The organism is Pseudomonas sp. CK-NBRI-02, from assembly GCF_008124495.1.
Taxonomy (GTDB): Bacteria; Pseudomonadota; Gammaproteobacteria; order Pseudomonadales; family Pseudomonadaceae; genus Aquipseudomonas; species Aquipseudomonas guariconensis.
Genome location: NZ_VSJH01000016.1, coordinates 1 through 26,974, shown reverse-complemented (window position 1 = coordinate 26,974; position 26,974 = coordinate 1). Strand labels below are relative to the sequence as shown.

22 protein-coding genes are annotated in these 26,974 nt (G+C 62.2%); 4 read left to right on the top strand and 18 right to left on the bottom strand.

Going from position 1 to position 26,974, the window contains the following annotated elements:
• Positions 1–77: 77 nt before the first annotated feature.
• The 7 genes from DQ397_RS13315 to gcl form a co-directional block, all read right to left on the bottom strand.
• Positions 78–902 carry an ion transporter gene (locus DQ397_RS13315; protein ID WP_043215650.1) on the bottom strand — a complete coding sequence of 275 codons (825 nt, stop codon included), beginning with the start codon at positions 900–902 and terminating at the stop codon, positions 78–80.
• A gap of 44 nt (positions 903–946) precedes the next feature.
• A complete protein-coding gene (locus tag DQ397_RS13310) occupies positions 947–1,822 on the bottom strand; it encodes an urea transporter (RefSeq protein WP_043215651.1) in 876 nt (291 codons plus the stop codon).
• A 183-nt stretch (positions 1,823–2,005) separates the two neighbouring features.
• Positions 2,006–3,421: a pyruvate kinase gene (gene pyk / locus DQ397_RS13305; protein WP_148921567.1), complete on the bottom strand. Its 1,416-nt coding sequence runs from the start codon at positions 3,419–3,421 to the stop codon at positions 2,006–2,008.
• A complete protein-coding gene (locus DQ397_RS13300; protein ID WP_070576725.1) occupies positions 3,418–4,692 on the bottom strand; it encodes a glycerate kinase in 1,275 nt (424 codons plus the stop codon). The genes pyk and DQ397_RS13300 overlap by 4 nt, the downstream gene beginning before the upstream one ends.
• Before the next feature lie 168 nt (positions 4,693–4,860).
• The gene (locus DQ397_RS13295) at positions 4,861–5,754 is read right to left on the bottom strand and encodes a 2-hydroxy-3-oxopropionate reductase (RefSeq protein ID WP_043214874.1); all 894 of its coding nucleotides are present in this window, start codon (positions 5,752–5,754) and stop codon (positions 4,861–4,863) included.
• 169 nt (positions 5,755–5,923) lie between these two features.
• Positions 5,924–6,706, bottom strand: a complete 783-nt coding sequence (gene hyi / locus DQ397_RS13285) for a hydroxypyruvate isomerase (protein ID WP_043214871.1) — start codon at positions 6,704–6,706, stop codon at positions 5,924–5,926.
• Positions 6,707–6,763: 57 nt separating this feature from the next.
• Positions 6,764–8,539 carry a glyoxylate carboligase gene (gene gcl, locus DQ397_RS13280; protein ID WP_043214870.1) on the bottom strand — a complete coding sequence of 592 codons (1,776 nt, stop codon included), beginning with the start codon at positions 8,537–8,539 and terminating at the stop codon, positions 6,764–6,766.
• 258 nt (positions 8,540–8,797) lie between these two features.
• Here gcl and DQ397_RS13275 point away from each other — a divergent pair, with 258 nt between their 5' ends.
• Positions 8,798–9,238: a heme-binding protein gene (locus tag DQ397_RS13275; protein WP_043214867.1), complete on the top strand. Its 441-nt coding sequence runs from the start codon at positions 8,798–8,800 to the stop codon at positions 9,236–9,238.
• 179 nt (positions 9,239–9,417) lie between these two features.
• On the opposite strand, the gene DQ397_RS13270 is transcribed toward DQ397_RS13275, so the two are convergent.
• Positions 9,418–10,029: a TetR/AcrR family transcriptional regulator gene (locus DQ397_RS13270; protein ID WP_043214865.1), complete on the bottom strand. Its 612-nt coding sequence runs from the start codon at positions 10,027–10,029 to the stop codon at positions 9,418–9,420.
• 130 nt (positions 10,030–10,159) lie between these two features.
• On the opposite strand from DQ397_RS13270, the gene DQ397_RS13265 reads away from it, so the two are divergent.
• The gene (locus DQ397_RS13265; protein ID WP_043214878.1) at positions 10,160–11,074 is read left to right on the top strand and encodes a DUF808 domain-containing protein; all 915 of its coding nucleotides are present in this window, start codon (positions 10,160–10,162) and stop codon (positions 11,072–11,074) included.
• Between the two features lie 100 nt (positions 11,075–11,174).
• On the opposite strand, the gene DQ397_RS13260 is transcribed toward DQ397_RS13265, so the two are convergent.
• The 7 genes from DQ397_RS13260 to puuE form a co-directional block, all read right to left on the bottom strand.
• Positions 11,175–11,957: an outer membrane protein OmpK gene (locus DQ397_RS13260; RefSeq protein WP_043214863.1), complete on the bottom strand. Its 783-nt coding sequence runs from the start codon at positions 11,955–11,957 to the stop codon at positions 11,175–11,177.
• Between the two features lie 353 nt (positions 11,958–12,310).
• The gene (locus tag DQ397_RS13255; protein ID WP_043214861.1) at positions 12,311–13,096 is read right to left on the bottom strand and encodes an outer membrane protein OmpK; all 786 of its coding nucleotides are present in this window, start codon (positions 13,094–13,096) and stop codon (positions 12,311–12,313) included.
• A 134-nt stretch (positions 13,097–13,230) separates the two neighbouring features.
• Complete coding sequence (locus DQ397_RS13250) at positions 13,231–14,583, bottom strand: nucleobase:cation symporter-2 family protein (RefSeq protein ID WP_043214859.1); 1,353 nt, start codon at positions 14,581–14,583, stop codon at positions 13,231–13,233.
• Positions 14,584–14,739: 156 nt separating this feature from the next.
• Positions 14,740–16,068, bottom strand: a complete 1,329-nt coding sequence (locus DQ397_RS13245; RefSeq protein WP_043214857.1) for a urate hydroxylase PuuD — start codon at positions 16,066–16,068, stop codon at positions 14,740–14,742.
• A gap of 45 nt (positions 16,069–16,113) precedes the next feature.
• Positions 16,114–16,617: an ureidoglycolate lyase gene (locus DQ397_RS13240; RefSeq protein WP_043214855.1), complete on the bottom strand. Its 504-nt coding sequence runs from the start codon at positions 16,615–16,617 to the stop codon at positions 16,114–16,116.
• 93 nt (positions 16,618–16,710) lie between these two features.
• Positions 16,711–17,226: a 2-oxo-4-hydroxy-4-carboxy-5-ureidoimidazoline decarboxylase gene (gene uraD, locus DQ397_RS13235; protein ID WP_043214853.1), complete on the bottom strand. Its 516-nt coding sequence runs from the start codon at positions 17,224–17,226 to the stop codon at positions 16,711–16,713.
• Positions 17,226–18,152, bottom strand: coding sequence for an allantoinase PuuE (gene puuE / locus DQ397_RS13230; RefSeq protein WP_043214851.1), 927 nt, complete (start codon positions 18,150–18,152; stop codon positions 17,226–17,228). The genes uraD and puuE overlap by 1 nt, the downstream gene beginning before the upstream one ends.
• 389 nt (positions 18,153–18,541) lie before the next feature.
• Here puuE and uraH point away from each other — a divergent pair, with 389 nt between their 5' ends.
• Positions 18,542–18,895 carry a hydroxyisourate hydrolase gene (gene uraH / locus DQ397_RS13225; protein ID WP_043214849.1) on the top strand — a complete coding sequence of 118 codons (354 nt, stop codon included), beginning with the start codon at positions 18,542–18,544 and terminating at the stop codon, positions 18,893–18,895.
• An 87-nt stretch (positions 18,896–18,982) separates the two neighbouring features.
• On the opposite strand, the gene DQ397_RS13220 is transcribed toward uraH, so the two are convergent.
• The 3 genes from DQ397_RS13220 to DQ397_RS13210 form a co-directional block, all read right to left on the bottom strand.
• Positions 18,983–20,335, bottom strand: coding sequence for an HlyD family type I secretion periplasmic adaptor subunit (locus DQ397_RS13220; RefSeq protein WP_043214847.1), 1,353 nt, complete (start codon positions 20,333–20,335; stop codon positions 18,983–18,985).
• A gap of 142 nt (positions 20,336–20,477) precedes the next feature.
• Positions 20,478–22,613, bottom strand: a complete 2,136-nt coding sequence (locus tag DQ397_RS13215) for a type I secretion system permease/ATPase (protein WP_148921568.1) — start codon at positions 22,611–22,613, stop codon at positions 20,478–20,480.
• Positions 22,614–22,688: 75 nt separating this feature from the next.
• On the bottom strand, positions 22,689–24,062 hold the full coding sequence (locus DQ397_RS13210; protein ID WP_043214842.1) for a TolC family outer membrane protein: 1,374 nt from the start codon (positions 24,060–24,062) through the stop codon (positions 22,689–22,691).
• 516 nt (positions 24,063–24,578) lie between these two features.
• Here DQ397_RS13210 and DQ397_RS13205 point away from each other — a divergent pair.
• The coding region (locus DQ397_RS13205; protein ID WP_148921566.1) for a retention module-containing protein at positions 24,579–26,974 on the top strand (2,396 nt) is incomplete at its 3' end.

The following is a 26,974-nucleotide window of genomic DNA, read 5'->3' as shown; positions in this document are numbered from 1 at the left end:
TGGTTCAAATGTTTGGCAATTTGCCAGCGACTATAACCTTTGGTTCTTGAGGCCTTAAAGACCAAATGGCTCTTTGCTTATTCGTTTTTCGGGAACAGTGCATTGCCGCAGCGTGAGCAGAATGCAGCGCCATGCTCGTGGGTGTGCTTGCGGCAGGTGGGGCAGTCGTGTTGCAGCTGTTCGCCGCGCAAGGCGTTGGCCAGCTCGGCGGTGAAAATGCCGGTGGGCACCGCAATGATCGAGTAACCGGTGATCATCACCAGCGACGACAGTACCTGGCCCAGCGGAGTCTTGGGCACGATGTCGCCAAAGCCCACCGTGGTGAGGGTGACGATGGCCCAGTAGATGCCTTTGGGAATACTGGTGAACCCGTGCTCAGGGCCTTCGACGACATACATCAGTGTGCCGAACACCGTCACCAGGGTGGAGACGCTCACCAGAAAGACGATGATCTTCTGCTTGCTGCCTTGCAGCGCCGCCAGCAGGTAATGAGCCTGCTTGAGGTAGGGACTGAGCTTGAGCACGCGGAAGATCCGCAGCATCCGGATGACCCGCACGATCAGCAGGTATTGGGCGTCGCTGTAGTATAGGGCGATGATCCCCGGCACGATCGCCAGCAGATCGACCAGTCCGTAGAAGCTGAAGGCGTAGCGCAGAGGCTTGGGCGAGCAGTACAGCCGGGCCAGGTACTCCACCAGGAAGATCGCCGTGAAGCCCCATTCGATCATGGCCAGCATGCCGGCATAGCCCTGATGGACCTCGTCGATGCTGTCGAGGATCACCGTCACCAGGCTGGCGAGAATGATCAAGAGCAGGATCTTGTCGAAGCGCCGGCCGGCGACGGTGTCGGTCTGGAAGACGATGACGTAGAGCCGCTCGCGCAGGCTCGCAGGGTTTTCCATGGGCTCGTTCCCTTGTGCGATGGGCAGAGCCTAGGGGCTGCGATTTAGCTGTGCAAGCGATCGACGTTGCGACGTTGGCTCAGTTGCAGCAAATGACTGCCCACATGCATCAACCAGCAGGCGGTGACGAAGGGCGCGGTCAGGCCGGCGATCGGCATCTGGTTGAACAAAGGTTGCAACAGCAAAGCCAGGGCAATGGCCAGCAAGGTCACCCAGAAGCGCTCGCCCTGACGGCTGAAGGCCAGCGCGGCGAGCGCAGCGTTGAAGCCGTACAGCCCCATCCAGGCCGCCTGGGCTTCGCCTGCCAGCAACGCGACACCACCGCCGATGGCCGATCCCAGCAAAGCCCAGAGCGCGGCGTAGGGGTTGGCCACGAGCATGCCGATGACGATCAACAGGCCGGCCAACGGATTGTCCAGCAGGAAGATCTGGCCCACGCCACGCAGCAGGGCGTACAGCGGGTTGGCTTCGGTGAACAAGGCGGGCATCGGTTCTGTCATCAGCAAGGTGCCCCAGCCGAGCAGCACGAAGGGTGCGGTATAGGCGACGAGCAGTTTGCCGCCGCGTTTGCGCCATTGGTGTGTGAGGATGCTGGAAAGACCACCGGCGGCGATGATCAGTGGCGGCACGATGGCCGACCAGGGTAGCAGGGCGGCGATCAGGATACCGATCAGCACACCGTTGTAGCTGTACAGCCCGGCCTGGCGGTCGGCGCGCTCATAACCGCGGCGCTGGGCGGTGAGCAACCCGGCCAGGGCGCCGAGCAGGGCACCGCCGACCAGGTTCGGGGCGGTCAGCAGAAGGGCCAGCAGGCAGCACAGGCCGCAAAAAGGATTGCGCAGCAGCAGAACCTGGCTGAAGCCGTTGAGCAAAGCCGTGGCCCAGTCGGGGCACGGGTTGACGAAATTCTTGGTGTACATGGGGCAGTCAGGAAGGTGGGAAGGGAAGCGGTGGGCCTCTTCTGGGCCTCGGATTTTCCGCCGGTTGTTGTTCATGGGCAGGGCTGGGCCCTCGATCGCAGGCTTCGCCAGCCCCCACGGGAATGCACATCCGCAGGGCGGTGGCGAGGACCGCGATCAGGGGCGCAGGCGCCCCAGGGTGAATCAGGCCAAGGTCTCGATCCGCAGGGTATTAGTCGTCCCTGGCTTGCCGAAAGGCACACCGGCGGTGATCAGCAGCGTGTCGCCACGGCTGGCCATGCCTTGGGCCTGGGCGATCTCCAGGGCCGTGGAGCAGATCTCGTCGACCTGACGCAGTCGGTCATTGACCACCGAATGCACGCCCCAGGTCACGCTCAGGCGACGGGCGGTGGCCAGGTTAGGCGTCAGGTTGAGGATCGGTGCACGTGGACGCTCGCGCGCCGCGCGCAGGGTCGAGGAACCCGACTCGCTGTAATTGACCAGCACGGCCACCGGCAGGATGCCGCTGATGCGACGGATCGCGCAGCTGATGGCATCCGACACCGTGGCTTCGGCCTTGGGCCTGCCGACGTCGAGCTGGGCCTGATAGTCCGGGCCGTTTTCTACCTGGCGGATGATCTTGCTCATCATCTGCACGGCTTCCAACGGGTACTCACCCGATGCCGTCTCCGCCGACAGCATGACTGCGTCGGTGCCTTCGGCCACGGCATTGGCCACATCGGTGACCTCGGCGCGGGTCGGGGCAGGGGAGAAGCGCATGGACTCGAGCATCTGCGTGGCTACCACCACCGGACGGCCAAGCTGGCGGCAGGTGTTGATGATGCGCTTCTGGATCTGCGGCACGCTCTCGGCGGGTACTTCCACGCCCAAGTCGCCACGGGCGACCATGATCGCGTCGGACAGCTCGGCGATCGCTTGTAACTGGTCCACCGCCGATGGCTTCTCGATCTTGGCCATCAGGTAGGCGCGGTCGCCGATCAACTGGCGGGCCTCGACGATGTCCTCGGGGCGCTGGACGAACGACAGGGCGACCCAGTCGACACCCAGTTCCAGGCCGAAGGCCAGGTCGCGGCGGTCTTTTTCGGTCAACGGGCTGAGGTCGAGCACGGCCTGGGGCACGTTGACGCCCTTGCGGTCGGACAGCTCACCGCCGGCGACCACTTCGGTGTCGATGGCATCGCTGTGCTTGGCGGTCACCCGCAGGCGCAGCTTGCCGTCGTCGAGCAGCAGGTCCATGCCGGGCTCCAGCGCGGCGATGATTTCCGGGTGGGGCAGGTTGACCCGGCGGTTGTCGCCTGGGGTCTTGTCCAGATCCAGGCGCAGGGCCTGGCCGCGTTGCAGCTGGATCTTGCCGTCGGCGAAACGGCCTACGCGCAGTTTCGGCCCCTGCAGGTCCATCAGGATGCCCAGCGGGTAGTTCAGCTGCTGCTCGACTTCGCGGATCCACTGGTAGCGCAGCGCATGGTCGGCGTGCTCGCCGTGGCTGAAGTTCAGGCGGAAGATGTTCACCCCGGCCTCGACCAGCTGGCGAATGTCCTCGATGCCTTTGATCGCAGGGCCGAGGGTCGCGAGGATTTTGACTTTCTTATCAGGCGTCATGATGGCTGGGTCTCGAGGATCAGGATGGCACGGAAGTCGTTGACGTTGGTGCGGGTAGGCTCGGTGACGATCAGCGCATCCAGTGCGGCGAAGTAGCCATAGCCATTGTTGTTGTCCAGCTCGTCGGACGCCGACAGGCCCAAGGCCTCGGCGTTGGCGTAGCTGTCCGGGGTCATGATGGCGCCGGCATTTTCTTCGGAGCCGTCGATGCCGTCGGTGTCACCGGCCAGGGCGTACACGCCCGCCAGGCCCTTGAGATTCTCGGTGAGGCTCAGCAGGAACTCGGCATTGCGCCCCCCACGGCCGTTGCCGCGTACGGTGACGGTGGTTTCGCCGCCAGAGAGGATGATGCAGGGCGCCTTCAGTGGCTGGCCGTGCAATACGATCTGACGGGCGATGCCGGCATGGACCTTGGCCACTTCGCGCGATTCGCCTTCAAGATCGCCCAGGATCAACGGGCTGAAGCCCGCCTGGCGTGCCTTGACCGCTGCTGCCTCCAGGGACTGCTGAGGCTTGGCGATGAGCTTGAAGTGGCTGCGTGCCAGCGCCGGGTCATCGGCCTTGACGGTTTCCGACGCTGGATTGTTGAGCCAGTCGATGACTGCCTGGGGCGCTTCGATGTTGTAACGCTTGAGGATGGCCAGGGCGTCGGCCGAGGTGCTTGGGTCGGCCACGGTGGGGCCGGAGGCGATGACCGTGGCCAGGTCGCCCGGTACGTCGGAGATCGCGTAGGTGTAGACAGTGGCGGGCCAGCACGCCTTGGCCAGGCGGCCGCCCTTGATCGCCGAGAGGTGCTTGCGCACGCAGTTCATCTCGCCGATGGTGGCGCCGGACTTGAGCAGGGCTTTGTTGATCTGCTGCTTGTCGGCCAAGGTCAGGCCTTCGGCAGGCAGGGCCAGCAGGGCCGAGCCACCGCCGGAGAGCAGGAAGATCACCCGGTCGTCTTCAGTGAGGTTGCTGACCAGTTCGAGCACGCGTTTGGCCACGGCCAGGCCGGCGGCATCGGGAACCGGATGGGCGGCTTCGACCACCTCGATCTTCTGGCAGTTGGCGCCGTGCCCGTAGCGGGTCACGACCAGGCCGGACACCTCGCCCTTCCAGCTCTTCTCGACCACTTCGGCCATGGCCGCGGCCGCCTTGCCGGCACCGATGACGATGACGCGGCCGCTGCGGTCTGCGGGCAGGTGGGGTTCAAGAACCTGGCGGGGGTGAGCGGCGGCGATGGCTGTGTCGAACAGCTCGCGGAGAATTCTTTGTGGATCGACCGACATGGCAGGCTCCCAAAATCTTATTGTTCTGCAGAATCGAAAACGCCCCTGGAACTGCCTCCGTGCAGGCCGAACCAGGGGCGGTCCCCAGAGCTGCAAGCTTCAAGCTACAAGCCGCGAGCGAAATGCAGATCTGCGTTCGCTCGCCGCTTGAGGCTTACAGCTTGAAGCTTATTTCTCGTCGCGGATCGAGAAGTTGGCCATGTGCTCCAGGCCTTTGATCAGCGCCGAGTGGTCCCAGTTGCCGCCGCCCAGGGCGACGCAGGTGCTGAACACTTGCTGGGCGTTGGAGGTGTTGGGCAGGTTGATACCCAGCTCCTTGGCGCCTTGCAGGGCCAGGTTCAGGTCCTTCTGGTGCAGGTTGATGCGGAAGCCTGGATCGAAGGTGCCTTTGATCATGCGCTCGGCGTGCACTTCCAGGATCTTCGAGGACGCGAAGCCGCCCATCAGTGCCTCACGAACCTTGGCCGGGTCTGCGCCGTTCTTGGCGGCGAACAGCAGGGCTTCGCCGACGGCCTGGATGTTCAGGGCGACGATGATCTGGTTGGCGACCTTGGCGGTCTGGCCGTCGCCGTTGCCGCCGACGCGGGTGATGTTCTTGCCCATGGCTTCGAACAGCGGCAGAGCGCGTTCGAAGGCCTTCGGGCAGCCGCCGACCATGATGCTCAGGGTGCCGGCCTTGGCGCCGACTTCACCGCCGGAGACCGGGGCATCCAGGTAGGCAGCGCCGGTGGCCTTGATCTTCTCGGCGAAGACTTTGGTGGCGGTGGGGGAGATCGAGCTCATGTCGATCACGACTTTGTTCGGGCCTGCACCTTCGGCAACGCCGTTCTCACCGAACAGGACGGATTCGACCTGCGGGGTGTCCGGGACCATGACGATGATGAATTCGGCTTCCTGGGCCACTTCCTTCGGGTTGGCCAGGGCGACGGCGCCTGCGGCGACAAGATTGGCAGGGGCGGCGTCGTGGTGGGTGGAGACGAACAGGCTGTGACCTGCCTTCTGCAGGTTCTGGGCCATTGGGTTGCCCATGATGCCGGTGCCGATGAAACCGATTTTAGCCATGAGAATGTGCCTCTTTATATTTGTAGAAATCTCAAGTGAGCCGCGGTCTCTGCGGGAGCGGGTTTACCCGCGAAGCAGACACTTCGGTGGATGGCACCGGCTTGGCCGGTGTACGCGGGTGAACCCGCGTCCACGGTGTCTGCTACCCCACAGGGGCTGTACTCGGCTTTCAGATTGCGTTGTGGGTTTTCAGCCAGCCCAGGCCTGCTTCGGTGGTGGTCAGCGGCTTGTATTCCGCGCCCACCCAGCCCTGGTAACCGATGCGGTCCAGGTGCTCGAACAGGAAGCGATAGTTGATCTCGCCGGTGCCTGGTTCGTTGCGGCCGGGGTTATCGGCCAGCTGGATGTGGTTGATCAGCTTCAGGTTGGCTTCCATGGTGCGAGCCAGGTCACCTTCCATGATCTGCATGTGGTAGATGTCGTACTGCAGGAACAGGTTGTCGCTGCCGACTTCGGCCTGGATCTCCAGGGCCTGCTTGGTGGTGTTCAGGTAGAAGCCCGGAATGTCACGGGTGTTGATCATTTCCATGACCAGGCGGATACCTGCAGCCTTGAGCTTGTCGGCGGCGTACTTGAGGTTGTCGACGAAGGTCTTGCGGACGGTGGCGCAGTCCGGGCCTTGCGGGCGGATACCGGCCAGGCAGTTGACCTGGGTGTTGCCCAGTACCTTGGCGTATTCGATGGCCTTGTCGACACCGGCGCGGAATTCTTCGACACGCTCAGGGTTGCACGCGATGCCGCGCTCGCCTTTGCCCCAGTCGCCGGCCGGCAGGTTGAACAGCACCTGGGTCAGGCCGTGGGCGTCGAGTTGCTGCTTGATCTCGGTGGCGCTGAAATCGTACGGGAAGAGGTATTCGACACCGCTGAAGCCAGCGTCGGCGGCGGCCTTGAAGCGGGCCAGGAAGTCCTGCTCGGTGAACAGCATGGACAGGTTGGCAGCGAAGCGAGGCATGGTTGTCTCCTTGCAGAAGAAGGCCCCCGGCACAGCCGGCGCGGGGGCGTCAGGCGGTCAGTCCAGCAGCGAGATCGCGGTAGGCGCGTCGTTGCCGACCAGGGCGAGGTCTTCGAACTCGTTGACCGCGTTGATTTCGGTACCCATGGAAATGTTGGTCACGCGCTCGAGGATCACCTCGACCACCACCGGCACGCGGAACTCTTCGGCCATCTTCTGCGCCTTGAGCAGGGCAGGGGCGATTTCAGCCGGTTCGAACACGCGCAGTGCCTTGCAGCCCAGGCCTTCGACCACGGCCACGTGATCGACGCCGTAGCTGCCCGCTTCGGTGGCGTTGATGTTCTCGAACGCCAGTTGTACACAGTAATCCATGTCGAAGCCACGCTGCGCCTGGCGGATCAGGCCCAGGTAGGCGTTGTTCACCAGCACGTGGACGTACGGCAGGTTGAACTGGGCGCCTACCGCCAGCTCTTCGATCATGAACTGGAAGTCGTAGTCACCGGACAGCGCGACGACTTTGCGCGAAGGGTCTGCCTTGACCACACCCAGGGCAGCCGGGATGGTCCAGCCCAGCGGGCCGGCCTGGCCGCAGTTGATCCAGTGACGCGGCTTGTACACGTGCAGGAACTGGGCACCGGCGATCTGCGACAGACCGATGGTGCTGACGTAGCAGGTGTCCTTGCCGAAGACCTGGTTCATTTCTTCGTAGACGCGCTGCGGCTTGACCGGCACGTTGTCGAAGTGGGTCTTGCGCTGCAGGCTCGACTTGCGCTGCTGGCAATCTTCCAGCCACTCGCGACGGCACTTGAGCTTGCCGGCGGCTTTCCACTCGCGGGCCACTTCCAGGAAGGCATCCAGTGCGGCGCCAGCGTCAGAGACGATGCCCAGGTCCGGGGTGAAAACGCGACCGATCTGGGTCGGCTCGATGTCCACGTGAACGAACTTGCGGCCTTCGGTGTAGACGTCGACGGAACCGGTGTGACGGTTGGCCCAACGGTTACCGATACCGAACACCAGGTCGGATTTGAGCAGGGTGGCGTTGCCGTAGCGGTGCGAAGTCTGCAGGCCGACCATGCCGACCATCTGCGGGTGATCGTCAGGAATGGTGCCCCAGCCCATCAGGGTCGGGATGACCGGTACGCCGGTCAGTTCGGCGAACTCGACCAATTTCTCGCTGGCATCGGCGTTGATCACGCCACCGCCGGAAACGATCAGCGGACGCTCGGCTTCGTTGAGCATGGCCAGGGCTTTTTCAGCCTGGACGCGGCTGGCGGCTGGCTTGTGGACTGGCAGTGGCTGGTAGGCGTCGATGTCGAATTCGATTTCGGCCATCTGCACGTCGAACGGCAGGTCGATCAGCACAGGGCCTGGACGGCCGGTGCGCATTTCGTAAAAGGCTTTCTGGAAGGCGTAAGGCACCTGGCCTGGCTCCAGAACGGTGGTGGCCCACTTGGTGACTGGCTTGACGATATTGGTGATGTCAACGGCCTGGAAGTCTTCCTTGTGCAGACGAGCACGAGGCGCTTGGCCGGTGATGCAGAGAATTGGGATGGAGTCGGCCGAAGCGCTGTACAGACCGGTCACCATGTCGGTACCGGCAGGGCCGGAGGTGCCGATGCACACACCGATGTTGCCCGGGTTGGCGCGGGTGTAACCCTCGGCCATGTGGGAAGCGCCTTCGACGTGGCGAGCGAGGACGTGATCGATGCCACCGACTTTCTTCAGGGCCGAGTACAGCGGGTTGATAGCAGCCCCCGGGATGCCGAACGCGGTATCTACACCTTCACGGCGCATGACCAGAACGGCTGCATCGATTGCTCTCATTTTGCTCATGGTTTGTGCCTCATCGATTTTGTAATTGTATACAACTTGCTTTGCGACAGAGTGTATTCACGCTCGACGCTTTAGGTCAATCCATTTTAATCAGCGGAAGTGGCTTTCGTCGGGAAGCCTGTGAAAACGGCGTTTCGTCTGATCGTGCACGATCGTCTAAAATTATTGTATACAAAAAATCTCGCCGTTGTGTTCTATTGTCTCTATCCGGTTTTCAACTGCCCTTAGGGCTTCTCACAACAAGAAGAGGACCTTTCCATGAACGCATTGACCCTCAAAGTCGCCGTCAGCCTGGTGAACGCCGCGCTGTCAGCGGGTCGCAAGATCAACGCCGCTCCCTTGACGGTGGCGGTACTGGACGCTGGCGGGCACCTGCTGGCGCTGCAGCGCGAAGATGGCGCCAGCCTGCTGCGTCCGCAGGTTGCCATGGGCAAGGCCTGGGGGGCTGTCGCTCTGGGCAAGGGCTCGCGCCTGCTGGCGCTGGATGCGCAGCAACGCCCGGCATTCTTCGCCGCGCTCAATGGCTTGGGCGAAAGCCCGGTGGTACCGGCGCCTGGTGGTGTGCTGATTCGTGATCAGGCGGGCAAGGTGCTGGGTGCGGTAGGGATCAGCGGGGATACGTCGGATATCGACGAGCAATGCGCGATCAGTGCGATCGAGGAGGCGGGGCTGAAGGCCGATGCTGGCGTAGCTGCATAAGTGTTTAATCCAGGGGCCGCTTCGCGCCCCTGTCGCGAAAAAAGGCCGCTCCCTAGGTTCATCGCTGCCCTCGTAAGGGGGGCTTTGTGCCTGGGGAGCGGCCTTTTGTCGCAGGGGCATGACGCGAGCTGCGTGCGGCTTTTTGTCGCGAAAGGGCTGCATCGCAGCCCGCAATCGGGTCAGGCGGCTTCGGGCTCGCAGCCTTTGAGCACCAGCCGGATGATGGTCTCGGCCGCTGCGTCATAGTCACTGTCGGCCAGCTTGGGCTTGCCGGTGACCACGGAGATCTGCCAGTCGAAATCGGCATAGGTCTGCGTCGCGGCCCAGATGCTGAACATCAGGTGATGCGGGTCGACCGGGGCGATCTGCTTGCGCTCGATCCAGTGCTGGATGCATTCGATGTTATGCCGCGCCTGATCGTTGAGCTGCTGCACCTGGTTGGGCGAGAGGTGCGGGGCACCGTGCATGATCTCGCTGGCGAACACCTTCGAGGCATGGGGTAGGTCGCGGGAGATGCGGATCTTAGAGCGGATGTAGCCGCTGAGCACTTCCTTGGGGTCGCCGTCGGGGTTGAACGGCGTGGAGGCCTGCATGATCGGCGCGATGATGCTTTCAAGGACCTCGCGGTAGAGGTTTTCCTTGGATTTGAAATAGTAATAGACGTTCGGCTTGGGCAGGCCGGCCTTGGCGGCGATGTCGCTGGTCTTGGTGGCGGCGAAGCCCTTGTCGGCGAATTCTTCGCTGGCCGCGCGCAGGATCAGCTCCTTGTTGCGCTCGCGAATGGTGCTCATGTCGGGAATCTTCCTTTGTCTGGCCACCTCTAAAAGAGGGTTCGGCATGGTAGCACCCGCCTTGTCGGGCGCTCAAGGCGGCCTCTTTCGGCTAGAATCGACCCACTCAATCCACGGGATGCAGGCAATCATGGCAGGAAGCAGTCTACTGGTACTGATCGACGATATCGCCACGGTGCTCGACGACGTTTCGGTGATGACCAAGGTCGCGGCGAAGAAGACCGCAGGGGTGCTGGGCGACGACCTGGCGCTCAACGCCCAGCAGGTCACCGGGGTGCGTGCAGATCGCGAGATCCCGGTGGTGTGGGCGGTGGCCAAGGGCTCGCTGGTGAATAAAGCGATCCTGGTGCCGGCGGCGTTGCTGATCAGTGCGTTCATCCCTTGGGCGGTGACACCCTTGCTGATGCTCGGTGGCGCCTACCTGTGTTTCGAGGGCTTCGAGAAGCTGGCGCACAAGTTTCTGCACAGCAAGGACGAAGACCAGGCGCAGCACAACGCGCGCAACGAGGCCCTGGCCGATCCGAACATCGACCTGGTGGCCTATGAGAAGGACAAGATCAAGGGGGCAGTGCGCACCGACTTCATCCTCTCGGCGGAAATCATCGCCATCACCCTGGGCATCGTCGCCGATTCGCCGCTGACGCAGCAGATCGTCGTGCTCTCGGGCATCGCCGTGGTGATGACCATCGGCGTTTACGGCTTGGTGGGCGGCATCGTCAAGCTCGACGACCTGGGCTTGTGGATGACGACCAAGACGTCCAGCCTGGCCCGCGCCGTGGGCAATGGCATCCTGCGGGCTGCGCCGTACATGATGAAAAGCCTCTCGGTGATCGGCACCGCGGCGATGTTCCTGGTCGGTGGGGGCATCCTGGTGCATGGCATCGAGCCGCTGCATCACGCCATCGAGGCATTCAGCGAAGGGCGGGGCGGGTCGCTGACCGGCGGCTTGCTCAATGGCGTGGCCGGTGTGGTGGCTGGCGGTGTGGTGCTGGCGCTGGTGGGCGTGCTGGGCAAGGTTTGGCGGGCGCTGCGGCCCGCTCGCTAGCGAGGGCCGCAGCCCAGTTCGTGACGGCACAAGGCCGTTCCCACGCCTGTGAGGAACGGCCTTGTTGCGACTGGGCCGCGCAGCAGCCCCTCCACTCAGATCAGAAGTGATACTTGAGCAGGAAGCTCATGGTGTTCTGATCGGTGGTGAAGCCATCGCTGTCTTTGATGCCGTACTTGTTCTTCCAGTAGTCGTACTCGATACCTACGTACAACTGCTTCTCGCCCACCTTCAGCGCCTTGCCCAGGTCGTACTTGACCTGCGGATTGAAGTGCAGGTTCGCGTGGTAGTCGCCACGGCGGTTCTCGTCGTTGTCCACGACCCAGTCCATGAAGCCGTCGATGAGGATGTCCGACGAACCTACGGGAATGGTGTAGGACCAGACCGGGGTGATCTGCCAGACGTTGTCACCCGGACGGCTGCCGTCGGTAGTGCGCTGGTAGAAGTTCAGCTGGAAGTAGTCAAAGCCTGGGATGGCCAGGTCGAAGCCGGGACCGATCAGGTAGGACTCGGTGTCGCCCTCGCCGAACTCATAGGTCATGGCCAGCAGCACGTCCTTGATCGGGCCGAACTCGAGCTTCTGGTCGAAGATCTTGCCGAACGACAGACGCGGGCTGATCTCGCCGTAGTAGGTGTTGGGGCCGTTGTTCGCGTCTTTCTTGCCTTGATAGAAGATCTTGTCGACGAAGATGAAGTTATCGCCGTACTTCCACCCGTCGGCATGTTCGAAGGTGACGGTCTGTTGGGTTTCAGGGTTCACCTTGAAGTTCTTGCCCCACAGGTAGGTGAGGCTGTTGTTCTGCCATTGCAGCAGATCGCCGGCGAAGCTGGCACCGGAAGCCAGCAGGCCGCCGGCAAGAATCAGGCTGTTGATGGTACGCATTGCGCAGGTCGCTCCCTTGAGTGGATCTGTTGTCAGCGCTCTTGAGGCGCATTTTTTGTCTTTTGAGTCAGTTTTTTTCGATTGGCCACAGCTAATGGGCAAGAGCTGCGCCAACATTTCCGGTTGGTCACAACCATCCTGCTCGACTACGTTCTGAACGGATGAAATGGGTGTTTCAGGCTGGCAACACGTTGGCCAACCGCCCTAATTCATTGACTGAGCGGTCAGTAAACGCGGGCAGGATCCTTCCTGCCCTGATCGAGGGGGCGCGCAGATTACCCACTTGCGCGCCCGGCCTCAAGTACTCCGTCCGGGAGTAACTATGGCATAAAACCTGAACTGCGAGTCAACTTTTAGAAGTGCACTTTCACCAGGGCACTGGTGACGCTCTGATTGCTGTCGATGTTGCCACTGTTGTCGATGCCGTACTTGTCTTTCCAGTAGCTGTATTCGATACCCACATACAGCTGCTTGGCGCCCCAGTTGAGCGCCTTGCCCAGGTCGTATTTGACCTGTGGGTTGAACTGCAAGTTAGCGTGGTAGGTACCACGACGGGTCTCGTCGTTGTCCACCACCCAGTCGATGTAGCCATCAATGAGGATGTCGGACTTGCCCACGGGGATGGTGTAGGACCAGTTAGGCGTGATCTGCCAGACGTTATCACCCGGGCGGCTGCCTTCGGTATTACGTACATAGAAGTTCAGGTTGAAGTAGTTGAAGCCCGGCACGTTCAGGGCAAAGCCAGGACCGATCAGATAGGCTTCGTTGTCACCTTCACCGCGCTCGTAGGTCATGGCGATCAGCACGTCCTTGACCGGGCCGAACGAGAGGTTGCGGTCGAAGATCCGGCCCAGCGACAGGCGAGGGCTGAATTCGCCATAGTAGGTGGTAGGGCCTTTGCTGGCATCGGCCTGGCCGTTGTAGAAGGTCTTGTCGATGAACAGGAAGGTGTCGCCGTACTTCCACCGGTTGGCGTGTTCGAACGTCACCGTCTGCTGAATGCCTGGGTTGACCTTGAAGTCCTTGCCGTACAGGTAGGTCAGGCTTTCGCCGTGCCACTCCAACAAGTCGCCCGCGACAGCGGGGAGGGTGGCCAGCAGGCTGCTGCCCAGCAACAGGGACGAAGTGATGCGTTTCATGTTGAGATTCCCGGTTCTTGTTCTTGTTTGTGGTTTGTGACGCGCAAGCGCGCCCCCTGCGACCCACGTGCGTGGGTCACCGGTGTTGCGGTTACTGCATGAAAGAGCAGGGCGGCAGGATTGCCGCCCTTGGCTCAATGCTGGTGGGCTGCGTTATGCACGGCGCGCTCGGCGCCACCCAGGATGTTGAACAGCAGGTTCAGCACCAAGGCGCTGACCGTTGCCATGGCGATACCACTGTGGGTGATGGGTTCCATCCAGTGCGGCATCTGCGCGAAGAACTCCGGACGGACCACAGGGATCAGGCCAAAGCCCACGCTGACTGCGACCAGCAGCTGGTTGCGGCGGTCGGAGATGTCCGCTTCCTGAAGGATCTTGATCCCTGTGGCCGTGACCATGCCGAACATGGCGATGGACGCGCCACCCAGTACAGCGGGCGGGATCGAGGCGATCAGGAAGGCCGCCTTCGGCAGCAGGCTGAGCAGGATGAGCAGGGCGCCGGCGACGATGGTGACGTAGCGGCAGCGTACCCCGGTCATCTGCACCAGACCGATGTTCTGGGCGAAGGAGGAGTGGGTGAAGGTGTTGAAGAAACCTGCAACGAACGATGCACCGGCGTCGCACATCAGGCCACGACGCAGCATGCCAGGGGTGACTTCACGGTCGGTGACCTTGCCCAGCGCAAGGAACATGCCGGTGGACTCGACGAAGATGATCACCACCACCAGGCACATGGACAGGATCGGAGCCAGGCTGAAGGTCGGCATGCCGAAGTGCAGTGGGGTCACCACTTGCAGCCACGGTGCCTCGGACAGACCGGAAAGGTCCACCATGCCGATCGAACCGGCCAGGACGTAGCCCAGGCCCATGCCGACCAGCACCGAGACGTTGACCCAGAACCCCCGCATGAAGCGGTTGATCAGCAGGATCACAGCCAGCACCAGGCCTGCGACCAGCAGGTAGATCGGCGAGCCGAAGGTATCGGCTTCATGACCGCCACCGGCCCAGTTGACCGCAACCGGGAACAGCGAGAGGCCGATCGAGGTGATGACGGTACCGGTGACCAGCGGCGGGAAGAACCGCACGACCTTGGACATGAACGGGGCGATCAGCATGCCGAAGAACCCGGCGGCGATGGTCGCGCCGAAGATCCCCTGCAGGCCTACGCCGGGCATGCCGGCCATGGCGACCATGCTGCCGACGGCAGCGAAGCTGGCACCCATCATCACCGGCATGCGAATGCCGACGGGACCGATACCGAACGATTGGACCATGGTGGCAACGCCAGCGACCAGCAGGTCGGCGTTGATCAGGAAAGCGACTTCTTCACGAGACAGTCCGGCGGCCTGGCCGATGATCAAAGGCACGGCAATCGCACCTCCGTACATCAGCAGTACATGTTGCAGACCCACCAGGATCAGTTGGAACAGGGGCAGAGGCTGTCGTGGGGGCGCAACGGGGATGTACGCCTTGCGGGACTCGGACATGCAGCACCTCGAGTTTTGTTTTTATTCTCGGATCCAAGCCGCGAGCTTCAAGCGGCAAGCTTTAAAAAAGCTTGGGGTTCCCGCTTGAGGCTCAGGGCTCGATGCTTGCTTGTTACCTACTACTTACAGCTTGAGGTTTGAAGCTTGCAGCTTCGATCAGTTGACCGGAGCGCCTTTGGCGATCCAGGCACCGACCATGTTGCGTTCTTCCTGGGTCATCTGGGTGATGTTGCCCAGCGGCATGATCTGGCTGGCGACAGCCTGCGCCTGAATGCGCGCGGCCTGAGCCTGGATCTGCTGCGGAGTGTCGAACATCACGCCGGCGGGCGCAGCGCTGAACAGCGGGCTGGTCGGCTTGGCCGAGTGGCACACGGTGCAGCGTTCCTGGATGACCGTGTGGATCTTCTCGAACCCACCCGGGGCGGCCTGGGCGGTTGCCTGGGCAGGAGCTTCGGCCGGGGCGGCAGGTGCCTGGGCAGCCTTGGCGGCGTCTTCGGCACGTTGCTCGGCAGCGGTCTTGCCACCGATGGCAGTCGCTGGCAGCGGTTGGTACTCGACCTTCGCCGCGGCTTGCTCAGGTGCGGTCGGCATCGGCTTCGGACCTGTCACGTAGGCCAGGCAGATCATCGCCAGGGCGCCGACAGGCAGGGTCCAGGCGTATTTGTTGCTTTCGTGACGGGTGTTGAAGTAGTGACGGATCAGTACCGCAGCCACTGCGATCCCGGCCAGGATCAGCCAGTTGTACTGGCTGCCATAGGTGCTCGGGAAGTGGTTGCTGATCATGATGAACAGCACCGGCAAGGTGAAGTAGTTGTTGTGGCGCGAACGCAGCAGACCCTTGGCCGGCAGGACCGGATCAGGGGTTTCGTTCTTCTCGATGGCGGCCACCAGCTGGCGCTGGGCCGGCATGATGATGCGGAACACGTTGCCGACCATGATGGTGCCGATGATCGCGCCGGTGTGCAGGTACGCACCACGACCGCTGAACACCAGGCTGAAGCCGAAGCAGGCCGCGATGATCAGCACGAACAGGACGGCGCCGAGCAGGGCAGGGCGTTTGCCCAGGGGCGAATCGCACAGGAAGTCGTAGATGAACCAGGAGGCGACCAGCGAGCCGATACCGATGGCCACGCCTTCGGCACCGCTCAAGGTGCTGCCCGGTGCCAGCAGGTAGAGGCTCGGGTTCCAGTAGAACACCACGCAGAGCAGGGCGATACCGGACATCCAGGTGAAATAGGCTTCCCATTTGAACCAGTGCAGGTTCTCCGGCATCTTCGGCGGTGCGAGCTTGTACTTCTCAAGGTGGTAGATACCACCGCCGTGGATGGCCCAGAGGTCACCCGACAGACCTTCGCGCGGATTGCTCCGGTTCAGGTTGTTTTCCAGCCAGACGAAGTAGAACGATGCACCGATCCAGGCGATACCGGTGATCATGTGAACCCAGCGAATGCTCAGGTTCAGCCATTCGTGAAGGTGTGCTTCCACAGTATGTACCTCTTGCCGATCACCGAGACGATGACCGACCTTTTCTTATTGGTGGGGATTGAGGATCAGCATCTGATCCTCGGTGAAGTAATGCTCGTCGCAGTTGTTGCCGGAACCACTGCGATCAACCACCAGGAAATCATCCCGCTTTTCGATCGTCAGCACCGGGTGGTGCCAGACGCCGCGATGGTAATTAACGCCCTGCCTGCCATTACTGCGGAAGGCACGGACCAAGCCTGATACAGGTGCATCGCCAACTGGCGCGACCACGATCAGAAAGGGGTTGCCGAGCAGCGGGATGAAAGCCTGGCTGCCCAGCGGATGGCGTTCCAGCATGCGTACGGTCAGTGGCATCTCCAGGGCATCGGCGCGGAAGATGCTGATGATCGCTTTGTCCTCGGGCTCGGCGGTTTCGACCGTGGCGAGCTTGTGGAAGCGCATGGTCGAACCGTTGTTGATCATGAAGTGGTCGCTGCCGTCGGTTTCGATCACGTCACCGAAAGGGGCGAAGGCTTCTTTGGTCAGGGGCTCGATCACTAAAGTGCGCATGCGGTTATCTCTTTGTTCTGTGTTCTGTTTAGGGTGTGGGCCGAGCCCCGGGGCGAGTGTGTCGCGCGCTCGGGGCGGCCATCGCACCATCTTTTAAAGTTGCAGCAGGCGGAACAGGGCGATCAGGTTGATCTGCGCCAGGGCTTCCTTGAATTCGGCATCGGCGTCGTTGTGGATGCGCTTTTCGAAAGCGGCCAGGATCTGGTGCCGGTTGCTGCCTTTGACCGCCATGATGAACGGGAACTTGAACTTGGCCTTGTAGGCGTCGTTGAGTTCGGTGAAACGGGCGAACTCTTCGGCGGTGCACTGGTGGATCCCGGCGCCGGCCTGTTCATTGGTGCTGGATTCGGTCAGCTCGCCCTGGATGGCGGCCTTGCCGGCCAGGTCCGGGTGAGCGTTGATCAGCGCCAGTTGATCCTCATGGTTGGCGCTGAGCAGGATGTCGCTCATGCGCTGGTGCAGCGCCTCGATCTCGTCCAGTTCGCCCAGCTGACCCAGGTCGTAGGCTTTTTCTGCAACCCACGGCGAGTGCTCATAGATGTCGGCGAAGGCCTTGACGAAGGCGTCGCGGTCCAGGGTCGATGGCTTGAGGGTCTTGAAAGCGGTCATCAGGCGTTCTCGTTCTTGTACGGGTGGGTGGCGTGCCAGTGGCGGGCGATGTCCACGCGGCGGGCGAACCAGACCTGGTCATGGCTCTTGGCGTATTCGACGAAGCGCTTGAGCGCAGCCAGGCGAGCCGGGCGGCCGACCAGGCGGCAGTGCAGGCCGATCGAAAGCATCTTTGGCGCCTCGGCGCCTTCTGCGTAGAGCACGTCGAAGGCGTCCTTGAGGTACTGGAAGAACTGTTCGCCGCAGTTGAAGCCCTGGACCTGGGTGAAGCGCATGTCATTGGTGTCCAGGGTGTAGGGGATCACCAGGTGCGGCTTGCCGGTCGGGTTGTTCGGCTCCCAGTAGGGCAGGTCATCGTCGTAGGTGTCGCTGTCATAGAGGAAGCCACCTTCCTCCATCACCAGGCGGCGGGTGTTCGGGCCGGTGCGGCCGGTGTACCAGCCCAGCGGACGCTCGCCGGTCAGTTCGGTGAGGATGCGGATGGCCTCGAGCATGTGCTCGCGCTCTTGCTGCTCATCCATGTACTGGTAGTCGATCCAGCGGTAGCCGTGGCTGCAGATCTCATGGCCGGCTTCGACCATGGCGCGGATCACGTCGGGGTGGCGTTGGGCAGCCATGGCCACGGCGAAGATGGTCAGCGGAACGCCGGTTTCCTTGAACAGCTTGAGCAGGCGCCAGACGCCGGCGCGGCTGCCGTATTCGTAGAGCGACTCCATGCTCATGTTGCGCACGCCTTGCAGAGGCTGAGCGGCAACCATCTCGGACAGGAAGGCTTCGGATTCCTTGTCACCGTGCAGGACGTTGCGTTCGCCACCTTCTTCATAGTTGAGCACGAAGGACAGAGCGATGCGTGCGTTCCCCGGCCAGTGCGGGTGAGGTGGGTTGTTGCCGTAACCGATCAGGTCGCGAGGGTAGTCAGCGCTCACTGCAGTCTTCCTTCTTGTACGTTAGTGCGGGTGGTGGGCGGACCGCGTCGGGATGTCGCACCACCGGATGAGGGTGATTGTATACAAGTTCTGAAATCATTTGTAAGCCTGTTTTTCCGCATTTCTTCCCTTTTGTCGGCTGGGAATGGGTTGCAAGAAACCTGCCTGAACGGTCAGATAACGACATTGAGGTCGGCATGGGGCCTGTCTTTGCGGTGAATGCCGTATTTATCGAGAGAGCGAGAGGGTTGTGCAAGAGGGGTTCAAAAAATTGTGTACAATTTATCGAGAAAGTGTCTTAATGGCGCCATTCCCGCACACCGCAGGCCCTTGGCGCGGTGATTGCCGTGTATTTTTTGCCCACGCATACGACAAGAGGCGACAAGCAAATGGGACGTTTGACCACACACGTACTGGATGCCGCTCACGGCTGCCCGGGCAGCTCGATCAAGGTTGAGCTGTACCGTGTCGAAGGCCAGCAACTGGAGCTGGTGAACACTGCCCTGACCAACAGCGATGGCCGCGTCGACGCGCCGCTGCTGCAGGGTGAAGACTACCGCACGGGTGTCTACCAGCTGCAATTCAGCGCCGGTGACTACTACCGCGCCCGTGGCGTGAAATTGCCGGAGACCGCATTCCTGGATGTGGTCGTCCTGCGCTTCGGTATCGATGAGAAGCAAGAGCACTACCACGTGCCGCTGCTGATCTCGCCGTACAGTTACTCGACCTATCGTGGAAGCTAGTTGGTCGCTAGAAGAATCTTCGTAGGTCCTTATGCCCGCTCTCACACTGGCGGGCTTTTTTTTGCCTGCTGTTTGGCAACTGCCTGTTCAGCGTTCGCGCAGCGCCTCTGTCCGGGCCTTGAGCACCGGCTTCAACAGGTAATCGAGCACACTCTTGCGCCCGGTGATGATGTCCACGGTGGCCACCATGCCCGGAATGATCAGCAAGGGTTTGTTGTCCCCGCCCAGGTGGTTCTTTTCGGTTCGCACCTGGATCAGGTAGAAGGCGTTGCCCTTGTCGTCGGTCACGGTATCGGCACCGATCAGCTCGAGCTTGGCCTTGAGCCCGCCATAGATGGTGTAGTCATAGGCGCTGAACTTGACCATCGCCGTCTGCCCTGGGTGCAGGAAGGCGACATCCTGCGGGCGCACCTTGGCCTCGATCAGCAGGTTGTCTTCGATCGGCACGATCTCGACCAGATCGCTGCCGGGCTGTACCACGCCGCCAATGGTATTGACCTTGAGCAGCTTGATGATCCCGCGCACTGGCGAAACCACCGTCGTCCGGTTGACCCGGTCGTCGATGGCGATGCTGGTGGCGGTGATCTTCGACAGCTCCGTACGTTTGTCGTTGAGCTCCTTGGCGGCCTCGGAGCGGAAGGTGGCGTCGGACTCCTGGATCTTGCTCTTGATCTCCGCCACGGCCGCTTCGGCCCGGGGGATCGCCAGGCTGGTGGCATTGAGCTGACCGCGTGCTTCCACGGCGCGTTGCTTCAGGCGCAGGATCTCCACCGGTGAAATCGCCCCGGTGCCCACCAGCGGGGTGGACATGTTCAGTTCCTGTTGCAGCAGGCCCAGGGCCGAGCGGTACTGGTCCACCTTGGAGCGAAATTCGGCCAGCTCCTGAGTCTTCTGTCGCAGTTGTTCGTTGAGGGTCTGCTTCTCGCTTGCCAGGCGGCGCTGGCGCGACTCATACAGGGCCGTTTCGTCTTCGGCCACCTGGGGCGCCTTGGCGCGCACTTCGTCCGAAAGGTTGAACGGGCGGCCTTCGGATTCGGCCGATAAACGCTCGACCTGGGCTGTCAGGGCATAGCGGTCGGCTTCGCTTTCGCCTTTGTTGGAGAGAAACCGCGTGTCGTCCAGGCGCAGCAGGGTGGCGCCTTTGTCGACCATCTGGCCTTCGCGCACGAAGATCTCGGTGACGATACCGCCTTCGAGGTTCTGCACAACTTGGACCTTGCTCGACGGGATGGCCTTGCCTTCGCCCACAGTGACCTCATCGACCACCGCGAAGTGGGCCCAGGCCAGCGCTGCGAGCAGCAGGGCGGCCGTCAGCCACACGGTCAGTCGCGACAGGCGAGGGGAATCCTGCAAGGTGGCGCCGGCCAGCTCCGGCATATAGTCGCGTTCGGCGCGCTTGTCGTTGCCGTGGGGGCTGCGGATGCTCTGGCTCAGGGACATGACCTACCTCTCTTTGACCCACGCGATACTCATGGATTTGCCCGGGGCCTGTGGGCGGGCTCGTCCGCCCACGCGGCGGTGACGCACCTTGCATAAACCTGCTCCCGTCTGGCTCGCGGAATCCGCGGGCTTTGTTTGCTTCCTATACGGCAGCACCGATGCGGCCTTTTCGCAGGGCGTCGATGACCGCGTCCTTCGGCCCGTCGGCGACGACCTTGCCGTTGTCCAGCACTACCAGCCGGTCCACCAGGCTCAGCAGGGACGTGCGATGGGTGACCAACACCACGGTCTTACCCGCAACACAAGCCAGCAAGCGTTGACGCAGTTGCTCCTCGCTGCTGTTGTCCATGTGGCTGGTGGGTTCATCGAGGATCAGGATCGGCGGCTCCAGCAGCAATGCCCGCGCCAGCAACACGCACTGGCGTTGGCCGCCGGACAGCAACTGGCCACGCTCACCCACCGGGCGGTCGAAGCCTTGCGGGTGCAGGCGGGCCAGTTCGCTGACGCCGGTCAGCTCTGCCACCTCGAGCATGCGCGCGTCGCTGACATGGCGGGCACCCAAGGTGAGGTTGTCGCGCAGGCTGCCGGCCAGCAGCGGCAGGTCATGGGCGACATAGCCCATTTGCACGCGCAGGTCGGCGATGTCCAGCTGGCGCAGGTCGAGGTTGTCCAGTAGCACCTGGCCTTCTTCCGGATGATGAAAGCCCATCAGCAGGCGGGCGAGTGTGCTCTTGCCCGAGCCGCTGCGCCCGATGATGCCGATGCGCTCGCCGGGCTGAAGAGTCAGGTGCACGTCCTGCAGGGCAAGGGTGCTCTGTCCTGGGTAGCGAAAGCTCACGTGGTTGAGGGCAAGACCACCTTTGAGCGTGGTGTGTTCCAAGGCCTGGTGCTCGGCTTGGCGCTCCTGGGGCAGGGCCATGAGGGCGTCGGTGCTGCGCATGGTCAGTTGGGCTTGCTGATAGCGGGTGATCAGGCCGGCGATCTGCCCCAATGGCGCCAGGACCCGACTGCCGAGCATGTAGCTGGCCACCAATGCGCCGACGCTGAGGTTGCCGGCGATGATGCTGTAGACCCCGGCGACAATGGTGGCCATGCCACAGAACTGCTGGATGAACAGCGTGCCGTTGCTGGCCAGGGAGGACAGATTGCGGGCATGGGCATCGAGGCGGGCGATGGCGCCGTTGGTGTGTTCCCACTGGTACTGACGCTCGCTTTCGGCACCGCAGGCCTTGAGCGTCTCCAGCCCGCCGAGGGTCTCGATCAGCAGGGCCTGGCGGACCGAGCCCAGGCTCAGGCTTTTTTGTACGGTGTCGCGCAGGCGCACCTGGATGAACAGGGCAAACGCCACGGCCACGGGAAAAGCGATCAGCGGGATCAACACCAGCCAGCCGCCGAGCAGGCCGATCGCCAGCAGCATCAGCACCACGAATGGCAGGTCGATGATGCTGGTGAGCGTGACGGCGGTGAGGAATTCGCGCAGCCCCTGGAAGTCATGAATGCTCTGGGCGAAGCCGCCGATGGTGGCGGGCCGGGCCTTCATGGACATGCCGGTGATGCGTTCGAAGAGGGTGGCCGAGAGAATCAGATCGGTCTTCTTGCCGGCCTGGTCCAGCAGATGGGCGCGCACCATGCGCAGCACCAGTTCGAAAGCCGTGCCAATGAACAGGCCGACGACCAGTACCCAGAGGGTCGACAGCGCCTGGTTGGGCACCACCCGGTCGTAGGTCTGCATGACGAACAAGGGCACCATCAGCCCCAGCAGGTTGATCAGCAGACTGGCCAAGAGGGCATCGCCATACAGCCAGCGCGAATGTTTGAGGGTATCGCGAAACCAGGCGTCAACCCGCGGGATCAGGGGCGTGCGCAGGTTCTCCAAGGTGTGTCGAGGGCGGGCGAACAACGCCTGACCGGCATAGGCCTGTTCCAGCGATTCGCGTTCGACCCATTGTTCGCCACCTTCGGCTTCACAGGGCAGGATCAATGCCCGGCCATCATGGCCCCAGCGCTGCAGCACGGCGCTACGCCCGTCCTTGAGCATCAACAAAACCGGCAGGTTGAGTTCCGAGATGTTGGCCAGAGTGCGTTCCAGTACCCGTGCCTGAAGCCCTGCGCGGGCAGCGGCGCGGGGCAGCAGTTCAAGGGGCAGGCGCTGGTCGGCCAAGGGTAGGCCACTGCACAAACCGGCACGGCTGGCGGGGCAGCCGTGCAGCTTGCACAGAATCAGCAGGCCATCGAGCAAAGGATCATCAACATCCAGGCGCGGTTGCGCGCTTTGCATACTGGTCACGATGGTCTACTCCTGCCGCGGTGGAAACCAATCCTTTCTGGATGAACAGCCAGCAGTACGCACGAACTACCGCATGTCGGGCAACCGGGCTTCGTTACGCACTTCGGTCTTGGCGATGGCCTCAGGCGGCAGCGAAATACGTTGCTTGCTCAGAAGCTCGCCCATGTTCGCCAGCACGCGATACATGGAGAACTCCTCGGTATAGCGCACTTCGGTGTAACGACGATTGGCGTTGTACAGCTCGTTTTCGCTGTCGAGCAGGTCGAGCAGGGTGCGCTGGCCAAGGCCGAACTGGTCTTGATAGGCGGCGCGCACCCGTTGGGTGGTGTCGGCGTATTCGCGGGCGGTCGGGGTCTGCTTGCGCGCATTGTTCATGGCGTTCCAGGCGAGGCTCAGGTTCTCGTTGAGCTCGCGCAGGGCATTGTTGCGGATGTCCATGGCCTGGTTGATCTTGTGCGCGTCCGACTGCAGGCGCGCCTTGTCGCTGCCGCCGCGGAACAGGTTGTAGTTGAGCTCGACACCGGCCTGCCAATCGTTGTTGTCATGGCCGCGCTGGCCGGCGATGTTGTTGTTGGCGCCGGTGGCCAGCACGGCGTCCAGGCGTGGGTAGAAGGGCGACTTGGCCACTTCGTACTGTTGCTCGGCGGCATTCACGTCGGCCTGGGCCGACTTGAGGTAGGGGTTGTTCTCCAACATGCCCTGGCGTGCCTGCTCCAGGGTGGTGGGCACCTCGCCCTTGATGGTGACCGGCGTTTCGAGCTCATCGGGCATGCGTCCGACCACGCTGTAGAAGTTGGCCTCGGCGTCGGCCAAGTCGACTTCGGCGGTGTCCAGGTTGTTTTCGGCCAAGGCCCGGCGGGCACGGGACTGGTCCAGGTCGGCATTACTGCCCACGCCGCGTTCGCTGCGAAGCCCGATCTGGTCGTTGACCCGCAGGTGGGCTTGCAGGTTGTTCTTGGCCAGGGTCACCAGTTCGCGACGCTTGAGCACCTCCAGGTACACCTCGATCGCACGCAATGCCACTGTTTCGGCCGTCGCCTGGGTGAAGTAGGCACGGGAGTTGGCCACTGCCTCGGTACGGCCCACCTCGTTGGCGGTATTGAATCCATCGAAGAGCATCTGCCGCAGACGCAGTTCCGACTGGGTGTAGCTGAGGGTTTCCTTGTTGTGGTTGCGCGAACCATCAGGGTTGAAGCCACGGGTATTGGTGTTGTCGGAGCGTTGGCGACCATAGCCTGCAATAAGGTCGACACTGGGGTAGTAGCCCCCACGCGCGAACTTCACATCTTCATCAGCCGACAAACGGCTGTTACGGCTGGCGCTGATTTCGGGATGTTGGTCCACCGCGTTCTGGACAGCCTCGGTGATCGACATCGCCTGAGAGTTGGCGCATGCCATGGCCAACAGAATTGCACTGGTGATGGGGGTTAGAACGCGCATGGAGTACATCTCCCTAGTCTCGAAAAAGTCCTGCAATCGCCAAAAAAATGACGAAAAATAAGAGTCAAACCGTTTCAGGTTTGTAACAACAGAGCTAAGAACATTTACCAGGCGAACTAAGAAGATTTCCTCATAAGATTTATGCGAAAAAAAACTTATGCGCTCTAAGAAATACCGGACATTGTTCTACTCAGGTCGTCCGTTGAATAAGCGCACACGCTTTGTTTTTCGGGCCTCTGAGAAAAGTTCCCGTTTTTCTTGCAGCAGAGGGCAGGGATCTAACGAGGGGAGGGAGGCAGGACGTTATTTGGCGACATTTTATTGACATCTGTCATTTTGCCATCGCGTTTTGCCAGGTTCATCGTCGACTATCATCCATAAGCCTTGATCCCCCGTGAAATCGGGGCCTGGCGCAGTTATCGACGCATCGCTGCGTGCATCGTCAACGCCGCGAATTCCTCCTTCCTCCAAAAGCCTCGCGTTGCGGGAATCACTCGGCAATGGAGGCATTGGTTCATGGCTAAATCACTTGGTGTGGTCAGCAAGGTTGTCGGGCAAGTCTTCGCGGTCGGTCAGGACGGCACCCGTCGGGTCTTGGTCGAAGGTGACCGGCTGTATGCCGGAGAACAACTCGAGACCGGCGCCGCGGGGGCTGTAGCCGTGCACCTGGATAACGGTGGCGAGCTCACCCTGGGGCGCGACAGCAGCCTTGAGCTGCGGCCGGAGCTGTTGGCCCACCCCGCGGAGCATGTGCAGGGCCCTGAAGCGATAGCGCCCAGTGAGGCTGACTTGAGTGATGTCGAGCGCTTGCAAAAGGCAATTGCCGCAGGTGCTGACCCGAGCCAGGAGGCCGAGGCCACGGCGGCAGGCCCCAGCAGCACCGGCGCGCCCGGTGCGGTGGGCGGTGGCCATAGCTTCGTATTGCTGACCGAGGTGGCCGGGCGCGTCGACCCGGTGATTGGTTTCCCCACCGCAGGGTTCAATGGCATCCCTGAGTTCACGATTCCCGATGCCGGGGATACGCGCTTCGATGATGATCGCCGACCGGTAACCGATGGCCCAGACGATCCCGATAATCCGGTCACCCTGCACGGACTGGACGTCGCCGGAGGCGAGCTGACCCTGCAAGAGGCCCATCTGCCGCACGGTTCTGCCAGTAACCCTGGTGCCTTGACCCAGGGCGGCAGCTTCACTGTGTCAGCGCCCGATGGCGTGTTCAACCTCAATGTCGGCGGTATCAATGTCGTCACCGGAGGCGTGGTAACGGGTGTCGGCCAGTCGCTGACCACCGCCTTGGGCAATGTCCTGACCATCACCGGCTATGACCCGGTCACCGGTACGGTCAGCTACAGCTACACCCTGGCGACCGCCGGAGGCGCACAGGCAGTCAGCGAGCAGCTCTCGGTGCATGTCAGCGACACCAATGGAAGTGTGGCCAGTGGCACCCTGGACGTTCGCATCGTCGACGACGCGCCCAAAGCCCTGGACGACAGCAACCCCACGGTGGCGACCGAGCAGCAGACCACCTTGACCGGCAATGTGCTGAGCAACGATGTGCAGGGGGCCGACCGTGTGCCATCCGGGCCGATCACCGCCGGTACCTATGTCGGCACCTATGGCACCTTGGTGCTGGCGGCGGACGGGTCCTACACCTACACGCTGAACACCAACGACCCGGACTTCATCAACCTGCACGGTGGCGGCTCGGGCGTGGAGCACTTCACCTACACCTTGACCGACGCGGACGGGGACAGCAGCACGGCGACGCTGGTGCTCAATGTCACCAACCTCAACGACCCGGTTACCCTCGATGGGCTGGCTGTAAAAGGGGGCGAGCTCACCGTTCACGAGAAGCACTTGGCCGACGGCAGTGCCCCCGATGCCTCGGCATTGACGCAAAGCGGGACCTTTACCGTCACAGCAGCCGATGGCCTGCAAACGCTGGTCGTTGGGGGAATCACCCTGGTCAATGGCGGGGTGGTGGCGGGCTTCCCGCAATCGATCACCACACCGCTGGGCAATACCCTGACCGTGACCGGCTACAACCCGGCCACCGGCGTCGTCAGCTACAGCTACACCCTGACCGACAATGAGGCGCACCCGAACGCCGATGGCACCAACAGTGTGAGCGAAAGCTTTACCGTCGTTGCGACCGACAGCGATGGCAGCAGTGCTAGCGGTAGCATCGACGTGAACATTGTCGACGACGCGCCCAAAGCCCTGGACGACAGCAACCCCACGGTGGCGACCGAGCAGCAGACCACCTTGACCGGCAATGTGCTGAGCAACGATGTGCAGGGGGCCGACCGTGTGCCATCCGGGCCGATCACCGCCGGTACCTATGTCGGCACCTATGGCACCTTGGTGCTGGCGGCGGACGGGTCCTACACCTACACGCTGAACACCAACGACCCGGACTTCATCAACCTGCACGGTGGCGGCTCGGGCGTGGAACACTTCACCTACACCTTGACCGACGCGGACGGGGACAGTAGCACGGCGACGCTGGTGCTCAATGTCACCAACCTCAACGACCCGGTTACCCTCGATGGGCTGGCTGTAAAAGGGGGCGAGCTCACCGTTCACGAGAAGCACCTGGACGACGGCAGTGCCCCCGATGCCTCGGCATTGACGCAAAGCGGGACCTTTACCGTCACAGCAGCCGATGGCCTGCAAACGCTGGTCGTTGGGGGAATCACCCTGGTCAATGGCGGGGTGGTGGCGGGCTTCCCGCAATCGATCACCACACCGCTGGGCAATACCCTGACCGTGACCGGCTACAACCCGGCCACCGGCGTCGTTAGCTACAGCTACACCCTGACCGACAATGAGGCGCACCCGAACGCCGATGGCGCCAACAGTGTGAGCGAAAGCTTTACCGTCGTTGCGACCGACAGCGATGGCAGCAGTGC